Source organism: Cryptosporangium minutisporangium (genome assembly GCF_039536245.1).
Lineage (GTDB): Bacteria > Actinomycetota > Actinomycetes > Mycobacteriales > Cryptosporangiaceae > Cryptosporangium > Cryptosporangium minutisporangium.
Genome location: NZ_BAAAYN010000035.1, coordinates 115,168 through 140,228 on the forward strand (window position 1 = coordinate 115,168; position 25,061 = coordinate 140,228).

The 25,061-nt window shown below is 72.4% G+C and carries 17 protein-coding genes and 1 riboswitch; of the genes, 9 read left to right on the forward strand and 8 right to left on the reverse strand.

Annotated elements, in window-relative coordinates; genetic code table 11:
* Nucleotides 1-4 precede the first annotated feature (4 nt).
* Nucleotides 5-1,153: an acyl-CoA dehydrogenase family protein gene (locus ABEB28_RS26050; protein WP_345730836.1), complete on the reverse strand. Its 1,149-nt coding sequence runs from the start codon at nucleotides 1,151-1,153 to the stop codon at nucleotides 5-7.
* 86 nt (nucleotides 1,154-1,239) lie between these two features.
* On the opposite strand from ABEB28_RS26050, the gene ABEB28_RS26055 reads away from it, so the two are divergent.
* The 4 genes from ABEB28_RS26055 to ABEB28_RS26070 all read left to right on the forward strand — a co-directional run bounded on the left by ABEB28_RS26055 (nucleotide 1,240) and on the right by ABEB28_RS26070 (nucleotide 5,927).
* The gene (locus tag ABEB28_RS26055; RefSeq protein WP_345730837.1) at nucleotides 1,240-1,920 is read left to right on the forward strand and encodes a TetR/AcrR family transcriptional regulator; all 681 of its coding nucleotides are present in this window, start codon (nucleotides 1,240-1,242) and stop codon (nucleotides 1,918-1,920) included.
* Between the two features lie 12 nt (nucleotides 1,921-1,932).
* On the forward strand, nucleotides 1,933-2,355 hold the full coding sequence (locus ABEB28_RS26060) for a DUF5709 domain-containing protein (RefSeq protein WP_345730838.1): 423 nt from the start codon (nucleotides 1,933-1,935) through the stop codon (nucleotides 2,353-2,355).
* A 380-nt stretch (nucleotides 2,356-2,735) separates the two neighbouring features.
* Nucleotides 2,736-3,614 carry a hypothetical protein gene (locus ABEB28_RS26065; RefSeq protein WP_345730839.1) on the forward strand — a complete coding sequence of 293 codons (879 nt, stop codon included), beginning with the start codon at nucleotides 2,736-2,738 and terminating at the stop codon, nucleotides 3,612-3,614.
* 102 nt (nucleotides 3,615-3,716) lie between these two features.
* Nucleotides 3,717-5,927, forward strand: coding sequence for an MMPL family transporter (locus ABEB28_RS26070; RefSeq protein WP_345730840.1), 2,211 nt, complete (start codon nucleotides 3,717-3,719; stop codon nucleotides 5,925-5,927).
* 247 nt (nucleotides 5,928-6,174) lie between these two features.
* On the opposite strand, the gene ABEB28_RS26075 is transcribed toward ABEB28_RS26070, so the two are convergent.
* On the reverse strand, nucleotides 6,175-6,762 hold the full coding sequence (locus ABEB28_RS26075) for a TetR/AcrR family transcriptional regulator (RefSeq protein WP_345730841.1): 588 nt from the start codon (nucleotides 6,760-6,762) through the stop codon (nucleotides 6,175-6,177).
* Nucleotides 6,763-6,926: 164 nt separating this feature from the next.
* Between ABEB28_RS26075 and ABEB28_RS26080 the strand changes: the two genes are divergently transcribed.
* The gene (locus ABEB28_RS26080) at nucleotides 6,927-10,370 is read left to right on the forward strand and encodes an ATP-binding protein (protein ID WP_345730842.1); all 3,444 of its coding nucleotides are present in this window, start codon (nucleotides 6,927-6,929) and stop codon (nucleotides 10,368-10,370) included.
* Here ABEB28_RS26080 and ABEB28_RS26085 read toward each other — a convergent pair.
* Entirely contained in the window at nucleotides 10,285-10,767 is a 483-nt protein-coding gene (locus ABEB28_RS26085) for a hemerythrin domain-containing protein (protein WP_345730843.1), read from the reverse strand. The two genes, ABEB28_RS26080 and ABEB28_RS26085, sit on opposite strands and share 86 nt — an antisense overlap.
* Nucleotides 10,768-10,907: 140 nt before the next feature.
* On the opposite strand from ABEB28_RS26085, the gene ABEB28_RS26090 reads away from it, so the two are divergent.
* Together ABEB28_RS26090 and ABEB28_RS26095 are read left to right on the forward strand one after the other, a co-directional pair.
* Nucleotides 10,908-11,579 (forward strand): GOLPH3/VPS74 family protein, encoded by a 672-nt coding sequence (locus tag ABEB28_RS26090; protein WP_345730844.1) that lies wholly within the window; start codon nucleotides 10,908-10,910, stop codon nucleotides 11,577-11,579.
* A 130-nt stretch (nucleotides 11,580-11,709) separates the two neighbouring features.
* Nucleotides 11,710-11,898, forward strand: coding sequence for a DUF4236 domain-containing protein (locus ABEB28_RS26095; RefSeq protein ID WP_345730845.1), 189 nt, complete (start codon nucleotides 11,710-11,712; stop codon nucleotides 11,896-11,898).
* 47 nt (nucleotides 11,899-11,945) lie between these two features.
* Here the strand turns inward: ABEB28_RS26095 and ABEB28_RS26100 are convergent, their stop codons facing one another.
* The 4 genes from ABEB28_RS26100 to ABEB28_RS26115 form a co-directional block, all read right to left on the reverse strand.
* Entirely contained in the window at nucleotides 11,946-14,090 is a 2,145-nt protein-coding gene (locus tag ABEB28_RS26100; protein ID WP_345730846.1) for a phage holin family protein, read from the reverse strand.
* A gap of 6 nt (nucleotides 14,091-14,096) precedes the next feature.
* Nucleotides 14,097-14,864, reverse strand: coding sequence for a DedA family protein (locus ABEB28_RS26105; RefSeq protein ID WP_345730847.1), 768 nt, complete (start codon nucleotides 14,862-14,864; stop codon nucleotides 14,097-14,099).
* Nucleotides 14,861-15,637, reverse strand: a complete 777-nt coding sequence (locus tag ABEB28_RS26110) for an MBL fold metallo-hydrolase (protein ID WP_345730848.1) — start codon at nucleotides 15,635-15,637, stop codon at nucleotides 14,861-14,863. The genes ABEB28_RS26105 and ABEB28_RS26110 overlap by 4 nt, the downstream gene beginning before the upstream one ends.
* Nucleotides 15,638-15,798: 161 nt before the next feature.
* Nucleotides 15,799-17,280, reverse strand: coding sequence for a glycoside hydrolase family 6 protein (locus tag ABEB28_RS26115; protein ID WP_345730849.1), 1,482 nt, complete (start codon nucleotides 17,278-17,280; stop codon nucleotides 15,799-15,801).
* A 305-nt stretch (nucleotides 17,281-17,585) separates the two neighbouring features.
* Nucleotides 17,586-17,759, forward strand: a riboswitch (cyclic di-AMP (ydaO/yuaA leader).
* A 181-nt stretch (nucleotides 17,760-17,940) separates the two neighbouring features.
* Here ABEB28_RS26115 and ABEB28_RS26120 point away from each other — a divergent pair.
* Complete coding sequence (locus ABEB28_RS26120; RefSeq protein WP_345730850.1) at nucleotides 17,941-18,675, forward strand: transglycosylase family protein; 735 nt, start codon at nucleotides 17,941-17,943, stop codon at nucleotides 18,673-18,675.
* A 276-nt stretch (nucleotides 18,676-18,951) separates the two neighbouring features.
* Nucleotides 18,952-19,398 carry a MarR family winged helix-turn-helix transcriptional regulator gene (locus tag ABEB28_RS26125; RefSeq protein WP_345730851.1) on the forward strand — a complete coding sequence of 149 codons (447 nt, stop codon included), beginning with the start codon at nucleotides 18,952-18,954 and terminating at the stop codon, nucleotides 19,396-19,398.
* 36 nt (nucleotides 19,399-19,434) lie between these two features.
* Here the strand turns inward: ABEB28_RS26125 and ABEB28_RS26130 are convergent, their stop codons facing one another.
* Nucleotides 19,435-25,041, reverse strand: a complete 5,607-nt coding sequence (locus ABEB28_RS26130; protein ID WP_345730852.1) for an AAA domain-containing protein — start codon at nucleotides 25,039-25,041, stop codon at nucleotides 19,435-19,437.
* Nucleotides 25,042-25,061: the final 20 nt, after the last annotated feature.

Genomic DNA, 25,061 nt, shown 5'->3' on the forward strand with positions numbered 1-25,061 from the left:
TTCGTTAGAACGCGTTCAGTCCGGTCAGGGCACGGCCGATCAGGAGCTTCTGGATCTGGCTGGTGCCCTCGTACAGCGTCATCACCCGGGCGTCGCGCAGGTACTTCGACACCGGGTACTCGTCCAGGTAGCCGTACCCGCCGAAGACCTGGACACCCAGGTCCGCGACGCGCACGGCCGCCTCACTCGCGAACAGCTTGGCCATCGACGCCTCGGAGCCGAACGGCTGCCCACGGTCGATCAGGTCGGCGACCCGCCACACCATCAGCCGGGCGGCGTCGGTGGTGACCGCCATGTCGGCGAGCATCTCCTGCACCAGCTGGTGCCCGGCGATCGGCTTGCCGAACTGGGTCCGCTCCCCGGCGTACCGGATCGACGCCTCCAGCGCGCCCCGGGCGATGCCGACACAACCGGCGGCGACCGACATGCGCCCCTTGTCCAGCGCGGACATGGCGACCTTGAAGCCTCGCCCGACGTCGCCCACCACCGCGTCGTCCGCTACCCGGACGTCCTCGAAAAGCAGTTCGGCAGTGGGCTGACCGCGGAGGCCGAGCTTGCCGTGCACCTCACGGCGGATGAAACCCGCCGTGGAGGTCGGGATCGCGAAGGCGGTCACGCCGCGCGGCCCCGGCTCGCCGGTCCGCGCGAACACCAGGGCGACGTCGGCCCAGGTGCCGTTCGTGATGAACATCTTCGAGCCGTTGAGCACCCAGCCGTTCCCGTCGCGGGTCGCCCGGGTGGCCAGGTTGCCGGCGTCCGAGCCGGTGTCGGGCTCGGTCAGCGCGAAGCAGCCCAGCGCCTCGCCGGAGCACAGCTTCGGCAGCCACTGCTCCTTCTGGGCCGCGGACCCGTACGCGAGCAGCGACTTCGCCACCAGGCCGAGCGAGACCGAGACGAGGCCGCGCACCGCGGAGTCGCCCCGTCCGAGCTCCTCCAGCGCCAGGCAGTAGGCCAGGTGGTCCATCCCGGAGCCGCCGTGCTCCTCCGGGATCGTCAGCCCGAGAAATCCCACCTTGCCCAGCTTGGCGATGATCGCGCGATCGACCGACTCGGCCCGATCCCACGCCGCGGCGTACGGCACGACCTCGGAGTCGACGAACTCCCGAGCGACCTCGCGGAGCCGAACGTGATCGGGGGTCAGGCCGAGATCCATGAGCGCCTCCGTCGCCGAACACTGTTAGGTGACCGTTAGGCTAAGCCTGGCCGGCGACCGCAGGCAAGACGGAAGGGGAGGTGCGCATGGCCCGCCCCAGCAGCCCACTGCTGACCCGTGAGCGCATCCGCGCGGCGGCACTGGCGATGGTCGACCGCGACGGGCTGGACGGCCTGTCGATGCGGCGACTCGCCGCTGACCTGGGCGTTCGCGCCGCCTCGCTCTACGGGTACCTGGCGACCAAGGAAGAGCTGCTCACCGACCTCGCCGACGAAGTGCTGACCGGCGTCGACAGCAGCGGGTTCGCCGACGGGAACTGGCGGCTGGGCCTGACGGTCTGGGCCCGGTCGTACCGGGAGGCGCTGGCCGCCCACCCCAACCTGGTGCCGTTCCTGGCGCACTCGCCCGGACGGCGTCCGCAGGCGCTCAAACACGCCGACGCCGTCCACGGTGGGCTGACGTCGGCGGGTTGGCCGCCGCGCTACGCAACGATGATCGGCGCCTCGACGAAGTACCTGGTCGTCGGAGCAGCGATGACGTCGTTCTCCGGCGGGTTCGCCGACGACGTCGAGGTCTACGTCGGGCGCTACCCGAACCTGAGTCAGGCGCACCTGCTTGCGGGGCACGAGGAGATCGACCGGGACAGTTTCGAGCTGGCGCTCACGGCCTTCCTGGACGGGCTGAGCCGCCTGCACGGACAGGTGGCGCGGAACGATTCAGCTCCGGGCGTACGATCCGGCTCGGACGGCCTAGCTTTCCCGGAGTAGTAAGGACCCCCGATGAGTGAATCCCGGTCCGACGCCGACGGTGTCGAGGACGACGGCGTGCTCGACCCGGCCGACAGCCTCGACGACGACGACCTGCGCAGCGATCTCCTCGACCGAGGCATCGATGCCGGTGACCGCTACCGCGCGTCCGATCGGTTCGGCACCACCGCAGCGGAGCAGGCCCGCGGCGAAAGCCTCGAGCAGTTGCTGGCGGAGGAGGAGCCGGACGTCAGCGCCGAGTTCGACGACGAGGACGAGGACGTCCCGGCCGACCTCGGCTCGTCGCCGCAGACCCGGGCCGGCCGCCTGGTCCAGCCGGACGAAGGCTCCCACGAGGACCAAGACTCCGAGGTCTACGCGCGGGACGCCGGGATCGACGGCGGGGGCGCGAGCGCCGAGGAAGCGGCCGTCCACCTGGTGGACGAAGACCGCTAGGGCCCGGCCGACACCCGAATTTTCGGGAAAACCACCCGCTCGGGGCCGGCCATCGTGGAGCGGTCGCGGCAAACGAGGCGGCTCCGCCTGCTTGGCAGAGGCAGTCGCCGGATGGTTGTCGCGCTCTCCGGGTGACGCGCCGGATGGTTGTAGCGCCCTCGGGGTGACACACCGGGTGGTTGTCGCGCTTCCGGGGTGGCGCACGCAGTGGTTGTCGTGAATTCCGGACCATGGCACGGGAAGCGCGACAACCATCTCGGCGGCACCCGGGAACGGCGCCAACCATCCCCACTGACAGCGCATGGGCTTAGGCGTGCCCGGGGGTTAAGGGCAGCTAACGGTGGGGGCTGGCGGGGGCGGTGGCCGGTAGCGTGGCCGGTGTGGAGCCTGTTGATCCGGTGCCGGGCTGGTCGGTACCCCCGAAGCCCGCGTCACCGCACTCAGCGTTACCACCGCACCCCGAAGGGCGACCAAACCGCACCCGCATCGTCCTGCTCGCGGGCGTTGTCGCCGTTGTGCTGCTCGGGATCGTCGGGGTGACCACCGCGCTGGTGGTCCGCCCGGACTCCGAGCCGACCCAGCTCCGCGCCGAATCAGTACCGTCCGACGAAGCGAGCACACCAGGCACGCCGGGCGCCGAATCGGACCCTGGTCAGGCGGCGGCCGGCCAGCCGCCCCACCCGTCCACCGAGTCGTCGTCGACGGCCGGGGCGTCGCCGAGCACGGGCTCCTCCGCCGCGGCACCCGCCCCCAGCACCGGTCCGGCCGCCCCGGCGCCCGCCCCGACGTCGCAGGCCCCGACCCCGAAGGCACCGGCCCCGAAGCCTCCGACCTCGAAGGCACCGGCCCCGAAGCCCCCGGCCTCCAAGAAGCCGACGACGAAGCCTCCCGCTCCGAAGCCTCCCGCCCCGAAGGCCCCGGAGATCAACAAGGCCGTCGCCAAGTCCGGCACCCGCGGCGCCGGGCCGTGCTCGACCAAGCTCGCCGCCGGGTACGGCTGCCTCCAGACGTACGGCGACGTCTGGTGGGTGTACGACACCAAGGCGGACAGCCACTCCGCGGTCGTCTTCTGGGAGGTCGGCTCCGGCACCGCGAAGCGCACCGGCCAGTGCGCGAACTCGATGGGCAACGGCAAGATCGGCGTCTGCAACAAGAACTACGCCGAGGGCACGAAGGGCCGGGCGAAGGTCTGCATCATGGACTGGGACACCAAGCAGGTTCACCAGTGCACCGCGTACTTCTCGTTCAAGACCGGCTGAAGTCGAGTAACTGACACCACACACCAAGTCGCCCGCAAGTCGTCACGAAGTACCCCGCGAGACCGTCCTTGGGACACCAACTCGCTCTAAGGGGTACCTCCCATGTCCCGCTTCCTCTACCGCGTCGGCGGCGCGGCAGCCGCGCACCCGTGGCGAACGATCGCCGGCTGGCTCGTCGTCCTCATCGCCGCGCTGACTCTCGCCGGCGTGGCCGGCGGAACACCGCACGACAACTACAACGTGCCGGGCACGTCCTCCCAGCGCGGCACCGACCTGCTGCGTGAGGCGTTCCCGACGTTCGCCGGCACCGACGCCCGGGTCGTCGTCCACGGCGAGCAGCTCGACCCGGCGCTGCTGACCGCGCTGGGGAAGCGGCTGGCCGACGTCGAGCACGTCGGCACCGTGTCGCCGCCCCGGGTGTCGGGCGACCGCGACACCGCGCTGTTCTCCCTCACCTACACCGTTCCGGTGACCGACTTCCAAGGATCCGAGGCACTGGACGCGCTGGAAGGCGCGGCGAAACCCGCCACCGACGCCGGCCTCCAGGTCGAGTTCGGCGGTCAGGTGGCCGAGAACATCGGCTCGGTGAGCGGTATCGCGGAGGCGATCGGCATCGTCGCCGCGCTGATCATCCTGCTGCTCGCGTTCCGGTCGGTGGTCGCCGCAGGGCTGCCGATCGCCGTCGCGATCGTCGGACTCGGCATCGGCTCGGCGGCCATCCTGCTGTTGGCCGCCGTGAGCGACGTGAGCACCACCGCTCCGACCGTCGCGTCGATGGTGGGGTTGGGCGTCGGCATCGACTACGCGCTGCTGCTGGTGACCCGCTACGCGGAAGGCGTGCGCTCGGGTCTGGACCCCCGGGTCGCTGCGGCGACCGCCACCGCGACCGCCGGCACGTCGATCGTCGTCGCCGGGGTCACGGTGCTGCTGTCGCTGTTCGGCCTGGCGTTCGCCGGCCTCGCGACCTACCGATCCTTCGGATCGGCGACCGCGCTGGTGGTGGGCTTCGTGGTGCTCTCCGCGGTGACGCTGGTGCCCGCGCTCTGCGGCCTCGCCGGTCGCCGCGTCCTCCCCCGTCGCGAACGCAAGAACATCGACGCCGTCCCCAGCACCGCCGCAGTTCACCCAGCCACCAGCGGGCGCAAGGCGGGGGCGCGCGCCGCCGGGACCCCGACTACCAGCGGGGGCCCGGCGAAGCCGGGGCTGACCGCGCGGTGGGCCGCCCGAGTGGGCCGCCGTCCGCTGCCGTGGGCGCTGGCTGCGCTCGCGGTCCTGCTCCTGCTCGCCACCCCGATGCTCGGCATGCGGACCTGGCCGCAGGATGCGGGCAGCCAGCCGACCAGCAACACGTCCCGGCAGGCCTACGACCTGATCGCGGCGGAGTACGGCGAGGGCGCGAACGGACCGCTGCTGGTCGCGGTGGACCTGACCGAGCTCCCGGCGTCCGCGCTGCCCGAGCTGGCGGCCCGGCTCGCAGCGGATCCGGGTGTGGCCGCGGTGGCACCGCCGGTCGTCGCGCCCAGCGGAGACGCCGCGGTGATCACCGTCGAGCCCGAGTACGGGCCGCAGGACGAGCGAGCCTCCGCTCTCGTCGACCACCTGCGGGCGGACGTGCTGCCCGACGGCGCTGAGATCACCGGCCTCACCGCGGTGTTCCGGGACATCGCCGCGTTGCTCTCCGACCGGCTCTGGCTGGTGGTCGGGGTCGTGGTGGCACTCTCCCTGGTGTTCCTGCTGGTGATGTTCCGCTCGGTGGTGGTGCCGGTGAAGGCGGCGGCGATGAACCTGCTGTCGATCGCGGCGGCCTACGGCGTCATCACCGTGGTGTTCCAGTGGGGCTGGGGTGCGGAGCTGCTCGGCCTGCCGCACGCGGTGCCGGTCTCGACCTGGGTGCCGCTGCTGATGTTCGCGGTCCTGTTCGGACTGTCGATGGACTACGAGGTGTTCCTGCTCTCGCGGATCCGGGAGGACTGGCTGCGCACCGGCGACGCGCACGGAAGCGTGGTGCGCGGGTTGGCGGCGACCGGCCGGGTGATCACCGGTGCGGCGCTGATCATGGTCGCGGTGTTCGTGGGCTTCGGGCTGGACCCCGATGTGACCGTCAAGATGATCGGCGTCGGCATGGCCACCGCGGTCGCGGTCGACGCGACGATCGTCCGGATGGTGCTGGTGCCGGCGACGATGGCGCTGCTGGGCCGGGCGAACTGGTGGCTGCCGGGATGGCTGGACCGGATCCTGCCGAAGGTGGACCTGCACACCGAGGAGGCTCCGCCCGCCCCGACCCGCGAACCCGAACTGGCGACCGCCCGCTGAAAACAAGAGGTCGGCCCGGTACCCCTCGCACCGGGCCGACCTCGGTGTTGCGTTTCCTGCCTTGCTGCGCCCGCCGGTAGTCCGGCAGCACCATTCTGCGCGGGACTCGTGTGAACGGTGATCAGCCGCGTGACTGATCAGTCAGGGCGATACGCCCGAGCCGCCGGGACACCCGCCCGTGGGCACCGCCTGAAATCTGGCCCGTTGTGGACCTATCGCCGGGCTGCGATAGGTCAACTTTCTGTGGTCAGTCCGCGGCGGCGACTGCGGCCACCGCGACGGCTGCTTGGCGCAAGTCAGCCGCGACCCGCTCGGGGTCGGGGTCGGCCAGGTATTGGAGCAGTAGCCCGTCGACGAAGGCCGCAACGAGCCGGGCCACCTGGTCGGTCGGCAGGCGGAGCTCCCACCCGGCCAGCTCCAGCGTCTTGGCGATCCACGCTTCGCGCCGCTCCTCGTTCCACCGGGCGAGGTTCCCGGCGAGGCCTTCCCGCACCGCGTGCAGCGTCACCTCGAACCGCGCGAGGTGGGCGCCGGGCTCCTGGTCGACCACCTGCTGCCACAGGTCGTGCAGCGCGTCGGTCAGCCAGTCGACGAACCGCTGGTCCGGCCCACCCACCGACAGCGCCGCGTGGCGAGGAGCGGCCAGCATCTCCTCGACGACGGCCCGGAACAGCGCCTCCCGCGTACGGAACACGTGCTGCAGCGTGCTCAGTGCGATCCCGGCCTCGTCCGCTACCGCCCGGAGCGAGGCCCTGGCCAGGCCCCGACGCTCCAGCACCCGGCGCGCTGCCAGGACGATCTGCCGTCGCCGGACCGCGGACGAGACGTACGGCACGAGACCTCCTGACGCGGGGCCGACAGCCGGTCACCCCGCGTCAGTGTTCAACAGACTGGGATGGACCACTAGGCCCTGTTTGGGAGTGATCCGGCGCCCGCCGAGGAGTCAGGCTCCGGACAGTCGGCGCGGACCTGCGACAACCGCCCGTAGGCTTCCGATCCATGGTGCGGTTGAGCGTGCTCGGCCCGCTACGAGCCGAGGTCGCCGACCGCCCGGTGGAACTCGGCAGCCCGCGGCAGCGCGCGGTCCTCGCCCGATTGCTGAGCGCCCGTGGCCACGTCGTCTCCACGGAGCGTTTCGTCGACGATCTCTGGCAGGGCGAGCCACCCCCGAAGGCACTCGCCGCCCTCCAGGTCTACGTCTCGCACCTCCGCCGGGTGCTGGAGCCAGGCCGGGCACCGCGGACGCCGGCCCGCGTGCTGGTCAGCGCACCTCCCGGATACGCATTGCGGCTGGACGAGGACGACGCCGACGCCTGGCGGTTCGAGCGGTTGCTCGACCGCGCGGGCACCGCAGCGGACCCGGCCGACGTCGTGGCTCTGCTCGACCGCGCGCTGGCCCAGTGGAGCGGCCCGGCGTACGCGGAGTTCGCCGACGAGCCGTGGGCGCTGCCGGAAGCCGAGCGGCTGGAGGAGCTACGCCGGGTCGCCGTGGAGCGGCGCGCCGAGGCGATGTTGACGCTGGGTCGCAACGCCGAAGCGGTGGCCGACCTCGACCATCACGTCCGGGCCCATCCGCTGCGCGAGGACGCCGTCGGGTTGCTCGCGCTCGCGCTCTACCGCACCGGTCGGCAGGCCGAGTCGCTCGCCGCGCTCCGGGAGGCCCGTGCACGGCTCGCCGACGAGCTGGGCGTCGATCCGGGTCCGGCGCTCCGCGCACTCGAAGCCGACGTCCTGGCCCAGTCACCGTCCCTCGACGCCGCTCCGGTCGTACCGCCGAGCCCGGCTCCGATCGAGGTGGCCGCTCCGCCTCCCGCGGGGCCGAGCCGGCCCGCGTCGCTCGTCGGGCGGGACACCGAACTCGCCCGGCTGACCGCCGCCGCCGACGCCGCCGCGGCGGGCGCGTTCCGCGTCACCTGGGTGGGCGGCGACCCCGGTGCGGGCAAGTCCACACTCGCCGCGGCGCTCACCACCGCACTGGCCGAATCGGGCTGGCAGGTCGTCCGCGGACGCTGCCCCGAGGTCGACGGCGCCCCGCCCGCCTGGGCCTGGAGCGAGGTGGTGCGCGCCCTCGTCGACGGCGTCGACGGTGACCTGGCGGCCCGGCTGAGGCCGCTACTCCAGCAGGAACCCTCCCGGTCGGAACCGACGGTGCCCCCGTTCTGGCTCGGCCGAGCCGTCGCCGAGCTGCTCGCCACGCTCAGCGCGTCGATGCCGCTGTTGGTCGTCCTGGACGACGTGCACCGCGCCGACGGCGAGACGCTGCAGTTGCTCCGGATCGCCGCGTCCGAGCTGGTCGGACGCCCGGTGCTGGTCGTCGCGACCTACCGTCCGGCCGAGGTGAACGACGAGCTGCGGACCTGCTGGGCCGCGCTCGCCGGCCCGCACGCCGATCGGCTGGACCTCGGCGGACTGCCCGAGGGCGACGTCGCTGAGCTGCTGCGGCGTCAGGGCGCACCGACCGACGAGGCCCTGGTGCAGCTGGTGACCCGACGGACCGGCGGCAACCCGCTCTTCGTCTCCGAGACCGCGCGGCTGATCGCTGCCGAGGGTCCGGCCGCCGCGGCGCACGCCGTCCCCGCCGGCGTCCGCGACGTGCTGCGTCGCCGCCTGGCGCGGCTGCCGGGCCCGGCCCGCGCGGTGCTGCGCACGGCGAGCGTGCTCGGCGTCGACGTGGACGTGGACGTGCTGCTCGCGCTGGAGTCCGAGGGCGAAGAGGCGGTGCTGGACGCCCTGGAGGCCGGCGTCCTCACCGGGCTGCTCGTCGAGCCAGAGCCGGCCTCTCCAGCCCTACACCCCCCGCCCACCCACCCTTATTCGGAATGGCAAACGTCGACTGGCACCGTCCGCTTCGCGCATGCGCTGGTGCGGGACACGCTTTACGAGGACATCCCCCGGCTGCGCCGGACCCGGCTGCACGGCCGTGCGCTGGCCGCCCTGGAGGCGGTGCGGCCGGGCGACCGGGCCGGGCTGGCGCACCACGCGCTCGCGGCGGCGACACCGGCCACCGCGGTGCGGGCCGCCGTACTGGCCGCCGAGGCCGCACGGGCCGCGTCGGTGTTGTCGGCGCACCAGGAGGCGGCCTCGCTGCTGAGCCGCGCCCTGGACGCGCTGGACCTCGACGCCGGAGCGGCGGACGCCCAGCTCCGGGTCGACCTGCTCTGTGCGTTGGTCTCCGCCCAGGGACACGCGGGCAACGTCCTCGGGGCGCGGCTGACGCGGCAGCGCGCGATCGCGGCCGCCGAGAAGGTGGGTCGGCTGTCGACGATCGCGCAGGCGTACGCGTCCTTCGATGCACCGGTGATCTGGAGCGTCCGGGAGAACCGCTCGGTGGATCGGCCGTTCGTCGACGGCTTGGAGGCGATCCTGCGCGGGCTACCGCCCGATGACCCGACCACCGCAGAGCTGCGGTGCCAGCTGCTGGCGACGCTCACGGTCGAGCTCGAGGGCATCGACCCGGACCGCGCCCGGCCGAGCAGCGACGAGTCACTCGCGATCGCCCGGCGGATCGGTGACCCGCAGCTCCTCTGCCGATCGTTGAGCGCGCGCTACTACGTCCAGGTGGCGCCCACCCGACGGCACCAGCTGGGCGACCTCGGCGCGGAGTTGCGGGACGTCGCCACTCAGGCGGGACTGACCGGCTACCGCGCCCAGGGCCACCACATCCTGTTCCAGGTAGCGCTGAGCACGCCGTTCCTCGACGACCTGGAGAAGGCGCAGTACGAGGCCGACCGCGCCGTGGAGAACTCCAGCACCGGCCAGCTCGGGCTGGCGCTCGGTGTGGTGCGGATGTTCCGCGGGCTGCGAGCCTTGATCGCCGGCCGGTTCGACGAAGCAGCGACCGAGTACGCCGGCGTCATCGCCCAGCTGCGTCAGTTGGGCGCGCCGAACGCGGCCGGCGTCGAACAGCTGACGCTCTACACGGAAGGGCGGGCCAGGCGCGACGCCGCCCTCGTCCTGAGTCTGGTGGAGCCGATCGGGCAGATCTACGCCCAGGAGCCCTACCTGGTGTCCGAGCCGTACACGCGGCTGCTGCTGCACGCCGGGCGGGTCGAGGACGCGCGGGCGGTGTGGCAGCCCGGATCGCCGGTGCCGCCGGACTACTACTGGCTGCTCTGGATGGCGTTCCGTGCCGAGAACGCGCTCGGCCTCGACGCGGCGGACGTCGCGGCGGACTGTTACCGAACCCTACTGCCGCACACCGGAATGCTGCCGGGCATGTCGAGCGGGTCGGTGACGCTCGGCCCGCTGGACACAACGCTCGGCGATCTGGCCGCGTACCTCGGCGACCCGGACGCCGCCCACCGGCACTACCGCGACGCCGTGCGGACCGCCGAGCTGCTGCGGTCACCGCACTGGGTCACGGAGGCGCAGGAGCGTCTGGAGCGTCTGACCCGGTGGCGACGCGCCGGCGGCCCGGCTCCGTGGTCGCAGCCGCTGCGCTGAGCAGCGCGTCCACCAGGTACTCGTGGTCGGCGGCGGTGAGGTACCGCACCGCGGCCGCGAAGACCACCTGCTCCTCCTCGGCGACGTGCTCCTCCAGCAGGTCACGGAGCTCGACCGCCACCGGTCCGAGGCCCGGACCGTTGCTTTCGTCGGCGATTCGGTCCAGCACGGCGTGGAGCGCCCGGTGGTCGTCGCAGAGCCCGGCGAGCTCGACGGCCGCACCCGCCCGTTCGATCAACACCGGCCAGACGACGTCGTCCTCGGCGGCGAGATGGGCGCGGATCGCGGCCGTCAGCAGCCGGGCCGAGGCGGGGTCCGGAGCCGCGGCCAGGTCCCGGGCGCCCCGGACCAGCGTGGCGTGGACGTCGGCGAGCGCGGAGCAGAGATCGAGCGGCATGGTGGGCTCCCGGGCGGAGGGGCAGAGCGGGCCCAGCGTCGGTCTTCGCGCTAAGCGGTGGCTTTCCGCCGACTTGGCGCCCGCTGCGGAGTGCGGTGGTGCGGGGTGCCTGCGTAGCCCGAGACGCTTACCGTGGGCACATGACTGTGCTCCCGCTCCCCGACGAGCTGCTGCTCCTCGGCTACGACGACGCCGCAGGCAAGCCGCTGATCTCCGCGACCACCCTCGACCTGGGGCTCGCGGGCGCGGTGCTGGTGGAGCTCGCCCTCGCCGGTCGGATCGAGGTCGACGACAAGAAGGTCCGGGTCATCGACTCGACGCCGGTCGACGACCCGATCGTGGAGGCCGCCCTGGACCGGATCCGGGCAGCCACCAAGCCGCGGGACCCCTGGAGCTGGCTCACCACGCTGAGCAAGGGCTTGCGGGAGAAGGTCCTCGACCGCTTGGTGGAGACCGGCGTCGTGGAGCGGGAGGAGAGCAAGGTCCTCGGGCTGTTCCGGGTGGTCCGGTACCCCGCGCTGAATCCCGCTCCGGAGACCGCCGCGCACGGTCGGCTCGACGCCGCGGTGCGGCACGACGATCTGTCCGGGCGGCACACCGTGGCGTTGGCCTCGCTGGTGCGCGCCGTCGACCTCGGGCCGAAGCTCTTCCCCGACCTGCCCGCCAAGGAGGTCAAGGCCCGGCTGGACGAGATCGCCGAGGGCGAGTGGGCCGGCCAGGCGGTCAAGGACGCGATCGCCGCGATCCAGACCGCGCTCACGGCCGCGACCTCAGCGGCGATCGCCGTCACGATCACGACTTCGGCGAGCTGACCCGAAGTAGCCGGATGTTCGTCCGGAATGCCAACGGGGTACTGACCGGGCAAGGGAATGACGGCCGCACCCCCGCCGGTCGCAGGGACGCGTACCGGCCGGCCGCCACCGGCACGAAGAGGAGAGCCCGATGCCTGTCCAGTACCGGAAGCAGCACTCGTTCGGCCCTATCAAGATCAACATGACGCAGAACGGCATGTCGTCCTGGTCGTTCAAGCTCGGTCGCTGGTCGTGGAACTCCCGGACCAAGGAGCAGCGCTACGACCTGCCGGGTCCGTTCACCTGGCGCAGCGGGGGTCGGCGCCGCCGCACCAACTGACCACCGCACTCCGACGGCGGGCCCTCACCGGGCCCGCCGTCGTCGTGTCAGAGCAACTTCGCGTCACCGACCGGGAAGTGGTCCAGCACGAGGTCGAGCGCCGGGGTCGGCGGCGCCGGCTCCTCGACGGCGGCGGTGGCGGCCAGCGCGTCCGCGTAGGCGTCGTGGCCGAGCCAGGCCAGCCACGCCCGCAGTACCTTGTGGACCTCCTCGGGTCCGACCAACGGCTCCACCGGCGTGGGCAGGTCGACCGGGTGCAGCAGGAACGCCGTGGTCTGTGGACCGCCGAGCCCACCGTGCGAGCCCACCAGCGGCTCGAACGCGGCGACCTCGTCGGTCTGCGGGTCGTGCAGGCTGTTGACCATGATGTCCGCGACGTGCGGGAAGGTGTCGGCACGCCGGACCAGGGCCGGTGCGTGCGGTCCGAACGGTGCCAGCGGGTCGAGCCCCAGCACCTCGCCGGACTCCAAGTAGTGCGCGCCGTGCCGACCCAGGACGACCGAGCCGCGCGTCTCGGTGCTCAGCAGCAGGAAACCGATGCCGGGGTGCTCGACGAGCGTCGGCAGCAGGTCGGGGTAGGCCGCTTGGATCTGCTCGAGCGTCAGCCGCTCCGGGCGCTCGGTGAAGTAGACGAGGCCGAGGTTGCCGGAGCCGAGCACGAGGATGCCCTCCCGAGCCGCGGCCTCCTCCTCGGCGGAGCGGACCCGCTCACCCGCCATCTCCGGATTGTGTTCGACGGCCGGTACCAGGCGCCGCAACGCACGGGCGGCGAACCCGAGCGCGCTGCCGTCCGGCCCGGTCAGGGCGTCCTCTGTCGCGCGCGGCTGCTGCCCGCAGCAACCCTGCACGATCTGCTCCAGCGTGACGCCGTACCGCTGTGCGAACGTGGCGCCTTGGCTCTGCCCGTGGTCGGAGAGCACGACCAGCCGGTACGGACGCGGCGCGAGCTCGGCGGCCCTGGCCAGGCGTCCGATCTGCTGGTCGATCGAGCGCAGGACGGCCAGCGAGTCGTACCGCTCGATCCCGGAGTGGTGCGCCACCTCGTCGTACCCGGTGAGGTCGGCATAGACGACCGACCGACCGTGCATCATGTCGTCGAGCACGCCCTCCACCACGAGGTCGCGGGTGACCACCGTGGCCAGCGCACGCACCAGCGGGTAGATCCCGCCGCGCGGCACCCGCGGTCGCACGTCCCGGCGGCGCTGCGTCGCCGCGGCGACGACTTCCCTGCCGACGTCGATCAGCGCGCCGGTCAGCGTTCGGACGGCGTTGTACGGGTTCGCGAAGTACCCCTGGTACCCGGCTCCGAGGCGGCCCTTCCGACGACCAGCGCTGCTCAGCGTGACGCTCTTGTGGCTGGCGTCGCCGGTGAAGAGGTTGCCGCGGCTCGCCCCGTCGGCGTGCAGCAGTCCCCGCCCGTCGGAGTGCCTACGTTCGATCTCCGCCGCGTCCGCCGGGCGGTTGCTGACCATCAGGCGCCCGTGGTCCTTCTCGTACCAGCGGAACGCCGGCATGTCCCGGTTCGACCCGTGCAGGATGCCGCATTGCGAGGCACCGGTCTGCGAGGACCAGTCGGTCGTCCACGGCATCAGGCGGTGGGTGCCGTCGGCGAGCCAGCGGGCCAGCGTCGGGGTGTCACCGTCCCGGATCGCCCGCTGCAGCACCTCGTGGCCGAGCCCATCGATCTGCACCATCACCAGTCCGGGGACGTTGCTCGGACGACCCAGCTCGCCCTGCTGGATGCGCCGCCGAGCCCGACGCCGGACCCGGCGGTGGAAGAACTCGTCCTCGTCGACCGCGACGAGGCTGCTGGTCAGTCCGGTGACGGCCGATACCGTGAGCGCGACCAGCAGGCCGGTCGGCGGGCCGGGTAGCCGGACGTCCGGGATCTCGCTCAGACTCAGGTAGACGAGCAGTCCGTTGAGGACGAACGAGCCGAGGCCCAACGTCAGCACCGAGATCGCCAGCGCGAACCGCATCAGGACCGGCCACACGAGCGCGTTGAGCGCGCTCAGCGCCACCGAGATCACCAGCGCGTTCACCGGCCGACCGATGTCGAAGCCGGGCAGCGTCACCGAGAGCGCACCGACCGTACCGGCGCCCACCAACCACACCAGCACCAGACGAGTCGCGGTGCGCCCACCCCGGAGGAGCTGGCGCCCGCCGCTGCGCAGCAGCCGGAAGCGGGTCACGACCGGTCAGCCGACCGGCCCGGCTGCTCCGGCGGAGCCGGCAGATGTCCCTGTGGTCGAGGTCTCGGCAGCCGGTCGCTGTCGCGGCGGTGGTGCCGACTCGCCCCTGGAATCGTCGCCCGCGGAGGACTGCCGCTTGGCTAGCCACCGCTGCACCAACCGCGCGACCGCGGAGACCAGCAGCGTGCCGACGACGGTCACCGCGATGGCGACCAGCGGGTTGGCGAACAGACTGCCGCCGAGCAGCCCCATCACCGCGTAGGCGATCGACCAGACGAGCGCAGCGACCGCCGCGCCGCTCAGGTACCGCGGCCACGGATACCGGATCGCGCTGGCCGCGAACAGCGTCGGCAGCCGGCCACCGGGGATCAAGCGGGAGACGACCAGCACCTGGGTGCCGTTCTCGGTCAGCCGATGACGGGTCTCGGTGAGCCGCCGGCTGCCCTCGGGTGAGTCCTCGGCCATCGACGGCAGGTTGCGGCTGATCAAGCCGGTGACGCCGCGTCGGCCCCAGCGGAAGAGCGCGTAGACCGCGCAGTCACCCAACCAGGCCGACGCCGCGGCCAGCGCGATCACCTGGAGCAGCGAGAAGCCGCCGTTGTGCACGGCCAGCACCGCCGCAGCGCTGACCACCGCACCGGTCGGAATCACCGGAATGATCGCGCCGAGCAGCACGGCAACGACCAGCACCGGGTAGCTCGCGGACGCGGCGTCGGCGAGCCGATCGGGCCAGGCGGTGGCGAGTACGTCGGCGGAGGCGAGCGTGGCCATCATCCCGGCTCCACCCGACACCCGGGCTCGGTGTGCAGGACGCGGGTGGTCAGGCCGAGCTCGGCGACCGTCTGCGCGTATCGCCGCGGGGGGTCGACGAGATGCGCCCGCATCCACCGGCCGATGCCGAACGGGTGCAGCGTCCCCCAGTGGATCGGCACCGCGTAGCGCGGGCGGAGACGGCGGGTGGCCTCGGCGGCCCCGCGCGGGTCGAGGTGGCCGGGCCCCAGGTTCGGTCCCCAACCCCAAACCGGGATCAACGCGACGTCGAGACCGAGCGTGCCCAGGTCGTCCATCTCGTCGAACTGGTCGGTGTCGCCGGCGAAGTAGACCTTGGTCGACGCGCCCTCCACCAGGTAGCCGAGGGCGAGCGCGCGGGGGCCGAACGGTGTTCGGAAGCCGTCGTGCACCGCCGGGGTCGCGGTGATCCGCACCCGTCCGACGTCGTGGAACTTGCCGGGCGAGAGCTCGACGATCTCCCGGAAACCCTTGCGGTAGAGCAACTCTCCAGCGCCCTCGGGAACGATCAGCAAGGTGTCGGTCCCGAGTCGGCGCAGCGAGGCCAGGTCGAGGTGGTCGGCGTGCAGGTGCGAGATGCAGACCGCGTCGACGTCGGCGTGCAGTGAGGGGTCGAGCGGGGCCGCCACGCGACGCAGGACGCTCGCCACCCGGGGCAGCAGCACCGGGTCGGTGAGCACTCGGACACCCTCGGTCTCCACGAGGACCGTGGAGTGCCCGAGGAAGTACATCGTCGGAAGAGGGGCGTCGCTGTTCACTGCCCCCTCCTCCCCACGGTCGGCACGCTCCCTACACGGTACTCCGCAGGGAACAGCGAGCCTGGTCGCGGCCGGGTCACCACCTGGGTCGAAGCGACGCGACGCGGCGGCGCACCGGCATCCACGGTGCGTCGTGGAGGCCGGTGCGCCGCCGCTGCGCGCTACGAGCTGAGGTCGTACGCGGTCTCGGGGATGAACTGTCCGGCGGAGCCGCTGCACCCGTCGGACTCCCCCGGACGCTTGACCCACAGGTACGCCGCCACCTTCGGGTCGCCGGTCGCGGTGGTCGGGTAGCGCCCGAGCTTGCGGCCGGCCGGGTCGCACCACTCGCCACCGGCGGGGCCGGCGCCGTTGCGGGACGTGTCGACCACCATCTGACCACCGCCGAGCGCGGCGAGCACCCGCTTGCCGTAGGAGACCTCGCTGGAGCTGGTGTTGTAGTTCGACGTGTTCAGCGCGACACCGTCGCCGTACTGGGTGGCGCCGGCCCGCTTGGCCCGGCTCGCCGCCTCGCTCGCGTTGATCCAGGCGGAGTGGCCGATGTCGTAGAACACGCGCGCCTTGGGGCTGGACTGCTTGATCACCTTTCCGGCGTACTCCAGCAGGTCCAGACGCTCCTCCTGCTGCCCCTCGGACAGGCAGGTCGTCAAGTGCCCGAGCGCGTCCGGCTCGAGGATGATGATCGACGTGCCGGAGCCCAGGCCGGACGCGAAGTTGCTGATCCAGTTGCGGTAGGCGTCCGCACTGTCGGCGCCACCGGCGCTGGCGCCACCGCAGTCGCGGTTGGTCATGTTGTAGGCGACCAGGACCGGCACCTTGCCCCTGGCGTGCGCCCGCGACGTGTAGCCGCGGACGTCGCTCTCGACGTCGCCCGGGTTGTTCGCGGCGAGCCAGTGCGCCTGCGGCTGCTCGGCGATTCGTTCGCGGATCACGGAGGCCCGAGGGTCGCCCGAGTTCGATTCCACCCACTCGACGGCCTGACCCGAGGGGTCGACGAAGAGCGAGCCGAGCGGACCGGCCGCCGGCTTCGTCGGCTTCGCGGTCGGCGCCGGGGACGCGGGCAAGCCCGGCGGTAGTGCGATCGAGGACGGTGTCGGGGAAGCGCTCTCCGGCGTCTCCTCCGCACCCTCGTCGACGCCGCAGCTCACCCCGTTCAGCGCGAAGTTCGCCGCGTCCGGCGCCTTGCCCTGCGGGTGCCAGCCGGTGAAGCGCAGCGTGAGGGTTTTGCCCGGCTCGAGGCGGACGCTGTCCTCGCCCGCACGGACGGTCACCAGGCCCTCGTCCTGCTGCCAGTCGCCCTCCCAGCCCTTCACCACGGCCTTACCGCCGTCGAAGGACCAGTTGACGTTCCAGTTCTTCACCGGATCTTCGCCGGTGTTGGTCACGGCCACTTCGGCGGAGAACCCCGTCGACCAGGCGTGGCGCACGGTATATGCGGCCGCACACGAATGGTCGGGATCGGTGGTGGCGTTTGCGGCAACCAGGCTGGTACCACCGATCACCACGACGGAGCCGAGCGCAGCGGCGCCCACTCCTGCGGTGAGAACTCGGCCGTTCGCACGTTCACGGCGGTGCCGAGCGAGGTACGGGCCGGCGCGTAAACCGGCCCGGCGAAGCAGGCCGGCACGTGGAGCGTCGGTCATGGCTCTCATCTTGGCGTTCGTGACGAGCGGCGCCCACTGTCGCAGGCGGTACTTAGTGAGGTGTTAAGGGATCATTACGCCACGGAGTGAACCAACTCCACAGAGTTGCACCACCGATTCGGACTGAAACCTATAGACCACTCCAATTCGCTGTGTCGCACGTTGACGGCGAGATAGCTGCGACAAGGACGGTCGGTTTGACCTTAATGGTCAGCACGACACGCTTCGCGTATCACGGGGCGGTAACTTGGCATTTAGCCGATTTTGTGGTTCTGTCGTTTTCGTCCGTTCACCGCGGACCTCGCGCCCGGCTACGCCGAATCCTGCCTCGGGCGACGAGGACTTCGAACCTCGGGCAGGAGCGGGGGACCCACTTCCGGCGTCGAAGTTGACGCCTTGGGGTGAAGCCACGCACTGCGTGGCCGGGCCGACTCAGCCCGAACCCGACAGCTCACCTCGTAGGCGTGGAGAGGGTCGGATATGTCTAAGGAGTCTTCCCATCCCACCCAGCTCAGCGCCGAAAGCCCGCCTCGCGCGGGCGGACGGCATCGGGCGCCACGGCGCCTGAGCCCGCTCGGTCGAGGCCTGGCACTTGCCGTGGCCACCGGCCTAGCGGGGATCACACCGCTCGTCGCCGGAGTGTCACCGGCCCATGCGGATGTGAACTGGGATGCGATCGCGCAGTGCGAGTCCGGTGGACGATGGAACATCAACACCGGCAACGGCTACCACGGCGGTCTGCAGTTCAGCCCGTCCACGTGGCGGGCGTACGGGGGCGGCAAGTACGCCGGTAGCGCGCACAACGCCAGCCGTTCCGAGCAGATCACCGTAGCCAGACGCGTTCTGCGTGGCCAGGGCATCGGCGCCTGGCCAACCTGCGGCCGAAAGGGCTACACCAAGACCCGGTACCGCAGCGGCTGGTCCGACCAGGCCAGCCGGAGCTACAAGCGACAGGGGTACACGAAGAAGTACTCGAAGCGGAGCTGGGAGAAGTCCAGCGCCAACGAGTACACCGGGTACCGGTCACACCGGTCCAAGAGCTACCGCTCGTCCAGCAAGCAGTCCTGGCGCGAAGGATCGACCGAGAACCGGTCGTACCGCGGGCAGGCTTTCCGGAAGCGCAGCACGGTCGCCGTGCCGCGGAGAGGCGTGACGGCTCTCTCCCGGCCGACGGAAGTGCGTGACTTCGTCGCGCTACGCCAGTTCAGCCGGGCTCAGCGCCCGGCACCGGCTGAGTCACGTTTCCCGAGCTACCTGGTTCGTCCCGGCGACAGCCTGCTGCTGATCGCCACCGAGCACCGGGTGAGCTGGCAGTCGCTCTACGCAAGGAACCGCAGTGTGATCGGCGGCAATCCGAATGTCATCCACCCGGGGCAGAAACTCCTGATCGGATAGTGCTCGGAACGGATCGCTGATGACAGAACACCGATGACAGATCGCCCAGAACAGGGAGCCCCGGTCGACCGACCGGGGCTCCCTGGCGTCTGCCACCGGGCAGTTGCCGAGGCCTAGGCAGCCGCGGCGACGGTGGGAGGGTGGACCGACCTGACGGCCGACTCGGGCTGAACGGAGGACTGCGAGTAGTCGGCGTGCCCGCCATCATGGCTCTTCGCGCAGGTCGGCGGGTGGGCGCCCGACGGTGCTGCGGCCGGATGACCACGAAGGAGTGCCATGTCGGCCACCCCCGGCGCGGTCGCCGACGAGCTGAGCACGTTGCTCGGTCGGCTACATCGGACGCTGCGACGCGCCGCCCGGAGCGACCTGCCGGACGAGCCACTGCCCGCCGCACAGATCGAGGTGCTGCGCGTGGTCCAGGCGCAGCCGGGCATCGGTGTGAAAGCAGTGGCCACCGCCCTGGGGACCGCTCCCAACACGGTCAGCACGCTGGTCGGCGACCTGACCGCGAACGGGTACCTCGACCGCTCCCCCGATCCGGGGAACCGGCGGGCGGTGCGGCTCACCGTGACGCCTACCGCGACCGGCCTGATCAACGGCTACACCGACCACCGACGGCGGATCGCGCTCGCAGCCGCCGATCAACTCGACCAGGCCGACATCGACGCTCTGGCCGCGGCCCTGCCCGCGTTGAACCGCCTCCTGACCCTGTTGGAGGGTTAGATCGCGCTTTCGAGCTCGCCGGGCTCGAAACGCGGCCTAACGCGCCGTGCGCATCAGCGTGACCGGACTCTCGGGGGCGTCAGGGGTGAACCGGGCGACGCCGATCTCGCCGTAGGTCGGATCGACGACCGGAATGTCCCGCCGCTGTTCGGACGCGGCCACGATCGCGGCCGCCTCCCGGGCGGTGAACCAGCCCGCGGTCTCGGTGCTGGCCTCCTCCTGCCGCATCACCTCGACGTTGGCCCGGTTGCGCTGAGCCTCGATCGAATCGTCCGGGTAGAAGCACGCCCAGCCGACGATCTTGCCGCCCGACTGGACCGGCGTGTCCACGCGCGAGCGGTACGCCCCCAGGACGGCGCGTGCCTCCTCCGGCCGGATCGCCCCGATCTCCTGGTAGCCGCCCGGCGGACCCGGGTCCGCGGCCTCCGGGACGACCGGCAACGGCCGGGTCAGGTCGGTCGCGTGCGAGGCGCGCGCCGGGGTGGTGCGGAACGGCTCGACGTTCTGGTCGTCCCACCAGCTCACCGGCGCCGTCGTGGGAGGCGCCATCGCGGGCGGGGCCATCGCGGGCGGGGCCATCGCAGGAGGGACCATCGGCTCCACCGCCGGAGGCGAAGGAACCGGCGGCTCGAACCGAGACACCTGCTCGGGCGGCGGAACCACCATCGGCTGCCGCGTCGGCAAGCCGGGTGCCGCCGCGGGCCCGATCACCGGAGGGCCCGGCTCCGCGACCGGCTCGCCCGGCAGCTCCGCTGCCGGCCGCACCGGCCCGGACCCAACCGGCGCAGCGGCAACCGGGGCAGGCGAGGTAGGGGCAGCCGGGACCGGATCGGGAGCAGGAGCAGCGGCCGGAGACCTCGGCGCGAGGCCCGGCAGCAGCGTCACCGGATGACCGTTCGGCAGCGCATCCGCGGTCGGGATCGTCGGCGCGTCGCCGACCCACGGCATCACCACGTCCGCGGCACCGGGCAGGTCCTCGACCCGGGCGACGGTCGGGGCTTCCCCGATCCACTCGTCCACCGGCTCCTCGTCGGGCGCGGACACCGACTGCGGCGCAGGCACGGGCTCCGCCTCCGCGGGCTCGTCCGCAGGCAGCTGGACCACCGGCAACACCACCGTGAGGTCGGTCAGCCCCTCCGCCACCTGGTCCCCGGCACCCTCCTCGGGCGCCCAACCGGCGCTCTCACCCCACTCGGCGGCGCCCTCGTCCCACTCCGTGCCCCAGCTCTGCCCCTCGGCCCACCCCTCGGCGGCCTCTTCCGCAGGCTCCTCCGGGGCCTCGACCGGTTCCGGCGCGAGCAAGCCCCGCGCCTCCTCCGGCAGCAGTCCCAGCTCGTCCATGAGCGGCCACAGCCCGGCGAGCGCCGCGTCCGGATCACGCGCGAACAGCGTCCCGCGCACTCGCCAGAACACACACCCGCCGACGCGTTCGAGCACCGCCTGGCGGCGCATCTCCTCGGCCCAGCGGGCGGCACCTCGATAGCGTCCGTGATCGCACTCGATCGCGAGCCGCCGACCGTCGGTCGTCGGGATCACGAAGTCGATCCGATGCCGTCCGATCGAGTACTGCACGGCGGGCCGCACCCCGACGTCCAGCAGCCGGCGCAGCACCGACCGTTCCAACTCCGACTCGCAGGCCGCGTAGAGCGTCTCGTCCGGTACCGGCTCGGCGGCCAGTGCGGCCAGCCCGAGTTTCGGCGCCGCGCAGTAGCGCAGCAGGGCCGCCCGGGCGTCGTCCGGGTGGAGGTTCTCGGGGCCGACCGAGTGGAACACCCACATCTGGTCCTTGGCCCGGCTGGCCGCCACGTTCACCCGGCGGTGGTGGTCGGCTCCGGTGAACGCGGCCCGCGCCTCGTCCCGGTCGGAGACGACCAGGCTGAGGAACATCACGTCGCGTTCGGCGCCCTGGAACGTGTACGAGTCGCCGACCTTCAGCGCCCGCCGCGCCATCTCCTGCTCGCCGAGGTGCCGGACCAGCTGCTCGTTGATGTACTGCGCCTGCCCGCTACCGGCCAGGAGGCTCACGACGCCGAACGTCAGGCCCGCGTAGTCCGGGTCGGCGACCAGCCGGCAGAGCGTCGCGACCAGGGCGTCCGCTTCGGCGAGGTTGATCTCCCCCACCCGTTCACGCTTCTCCCGGACGCCCGGCACCCGCACGATCCGCACCGGGTCGAACCGGCCCCGATCGGCTCGCAGCGGCTGAACCGTGCCGTCGTACCACTGCTCGCTGGAGAACGTGATGATCTCCGGCACCGAGCGGAAGTGCTCGGTGAGCATCAGCGGCTCCGGCGACCGCCGCACCGCGTGGTCGTAGAGGCTGGTCGTGACGTCGAACAGCGGCCAGGACGGCAGGTCACCGAGGTGCTCCTGGCCGAGGCGGGTCACGTCGTCGTGAGCGAGGCCGATCGCGTACGGGCCGATCTGCCGGTCGTCACCGACCACGACCGCCCGGGTGCCCAGCGAGAGCACCGGCATCGAGAGCAGGCCGCACTGGCTCGCCTCGTCGACGATCACCACGTCGAACGGCGTCGTACCGCCGGTGAACTGCTGCAGCGCGCGCTCGACCGACATGATCCAGACCGGTACCGCCGCCACCGCCTCGCGCATGTGCTGCTGGGCGAGCGCGGTCCAGCCGGCCGCCCGGCGTCCCGAGCCCTTGCCGACCTTGCGCAGCGCCGCCGCCCACCCCGCCAACGCGTCGCGCGCGCGGTCGTCCATGCGGTGGGATGCGGCCAGCCACGCGGACCGGGTGGCCAGCTCGCCGACCAGCTCGCGAGCGCGATCCCGCAGCGCGTCCGCCTGACGGCCGAGCGCGCCGGTGTCCTCGACGCCGATGACGATGCGCAGCCAGGTGTCCGCCCGCCGCCAGTTCCACGCCTGCTGGGTGACGGCCGGATCCGGCAGCTCGCCCTCGAGCGCGATCCGGCTGGCCCACAGCGGCGCGATCGTGGACAGCTCAGCGTGCAGCTCCTGCCAGCGCAGCATCGCCGGTCCGGCGGCGCGGAGCCGGTCGGCGTCGCCGAGCACCGCGTCCCAGGCCGGGTAGTCGCCGGTCGCCCAGGCACGGTCGAGCTCCCGCCAATGCGGCGACGCGTTCGCGTCGAGCAGCGCGTCGTCGATCAGCGCACGGACCGCCTGCCCCTCCCGCTCGGCGTCGTCGCTGTCGAAGACCACGACCAGCTCGGCGGCGCGGGAGGCGGCCACGGACACCGCGTTGGGGTCGGCCCAGTCGGCGTCGCCGGGCGCACCGGCGCGCAGGAAGTGCTCCAACCGGTCCCGCAGCGTCGGCCAGTACCGCAGGCCGATGTCGACGACCTCGCCGACCTCCCGCAGGTAGCCGCTGATCACCTCGACCGTGCTCGGGTCGTCCGGCGCCTGCGGGCCGTCCAACTCGGCGACGAAGTGGTTCCAGCGTTCGGTGAGGCGGCGGCGCGCCCAGTCCAGCCGGACCGTCGCCAGGGCGGCGTCCACGTCGTCGACGGTGCGCAGCGGCGCACCGTCGACCCGGATCTCGTCCCGGACCTGAGCCAGCCGTCGGTGGATCAGCCGGCTGACGCCGCGCGCCTCCACCAAGCGCACCCGGAGCATGTCCAAGTCCGTCCGCAGCTGCCGGGTATCGGCCCAGAGCTCGTCCGGGATCTGCACCGCACGGCCCGCCAGGACGCTGCGCCAGCGGGCGGTCTCGGTGAGCATCTCGGTGCAGCCGGCGACCTCGGCCCGGCACGTCTCGCGCCACGCCGGAGACACCGCCAGCCGACCGGCCAACCGGCGCTGCCAGGGCAGGTACGCCCGCGCGCGGTGGGCGAGCCGCCAGGCCTCGTCGGCCAGCGCGGCGACGGTCGGGCGCCCGGCGGTCCGCACCGCGGCGAGGTCGACACCGAGGGAGGCCAGCGCACCGACCCGCTGACGCAACGCGTCGCTGTGCTCGTCGGCGCGGGCCAGCCGGTTGCCGTCCGGGAGGGTCTCCCGCTCCGGTAGCCGCCGCTGGGCGTCGACCAGGTCTTCCGGACGGTAGGTGTTGGTCAGCTGGGTGAACTCGACCAACTCGGCCTCGGACAGCGGGAACACGGCCGACGGGTCGATGGCGTCCGGGACGAACGCCAGCCGGGCCTCGTTGGCCCAGAGCCACTCGGCGACCTCCACCGCGGTGGCCTCCGCGCCGTCGAGCAGGAAGGTGCTGCTCTCCCGGTCGGCGACGGCACGCAGGGCCTGGTACTTCCCGGCGAGGTCCTGCTCGGCGGTGTCCAGTGCGCCCCACAGCTCGGCCACGGCCTCGGCGGCGACCTCCTGGTCGAGCGCGCCGGCCTCGGCCTGCAACTGCCGGACGGCGGTCTCCAGCTGCCCGAGCTGCTTCGCGCTCGACCCCATCACGCTGATCGCCAGCGGACGCAGGGCAGGCGGCAGTTTGTCGCGTACCTCGGCGAGCGGCTCGTCCCGGTGCGAGACCACGAGCACCCGCCGACCGTGGGCGACGAGGTGACAGATCAGGTTCGCGATCGTGTGGGTCTTACCGGTGCCGGGTGGCCCCTGCACCGCGACCATGCGCTGCCGGGCGAGCCGGCGGGCGATCGTCTCCTGCTCCAGGTTCGCCGGCAGCGGGAACAGCAGCCGCTCGCCGATCGGCTGCCACTGCTCCGGCGGGTCGTCGGGCAGCTCCAGCGTCGACGGGTCGTCAGCGAGCAGCGCCGCCAGAGATCCGGACGGCACGTGCCCCGCGGCCAGCGCCTCCCGCAGATCACCGAGGAATCCGGAGAGTGCCGTGCGCCGTGGCCGCAGCAGCAGGACGCCGGTATCCCGGATGTGCGGCTCTTCGACCTCGGAGCCCTCGCGCACCACCCGGGGCGGTAACCCCAGCCGGCGCAGCGCCGAGCGGTAGAACTCGGTGCGTCCGGACTGCTCCCACGGGTCGAGCGTGACCGCGCCACCGGGGCCCGCCAGGTCGTTCAGCCGAGCGTCCGGTCCATCGGGTAGCGCCTCGAACGCGTCGGTCTGCAGCCGGAGCTCACCCGTCGGCACGACGGTCAGCGCGCCGGTCTCCGGGTCGACGTCGATCGAGATCGACGCCGCCAGCAGCGGGTCCTCGACGGTCAGTCCACCCACGACACCGGTGAAGACGCCGAAGCCCCAGATCAGTTCGTGGGAGGCCTCCAGCCGCACGGCCGCTTGCCGCAGCTCGACCAGGCGGGCGTAGGCGCTCCGGACGGCGTCCGCTTCGGCGGCGGTCTCGGCCCACGGGCGCCAGAGCCGGTGCACCCACTCGTCGACGGCGGGCTCGACGGCGTCCAGGTCGAGGTCGGCGTCGCGTTCGGCGGCGATCTCCCGCCAGCCCTCCCGCAGCGCCGGCTGCCGACGGGGATCGTCGACCGGGCCGTCGAGCAGCGACCGGACCACCGCAGGCAGGTCCGGCGGTCGAGGCCGCGGCGGTCGCCGCAACTCCAGCCACCGTTCCTCGGCGCGGGGTGCGGGTTCGTCGGTCTCGGACGCGTTGTCGACCTCGGGCACCGGGGAGCCCGCCATCCAGCACCCGGGCCTGCCGGCGGGTAACGCCGACTGCCAGACGACCGACGCCGCGGCGTCGAGAGTGCGCGCCGGACGGGCCGAGAGCGCGCGGACAGCAGACAGGTAATCGGCGAATCGGGACACCCGACTACGCAACGCCTCAA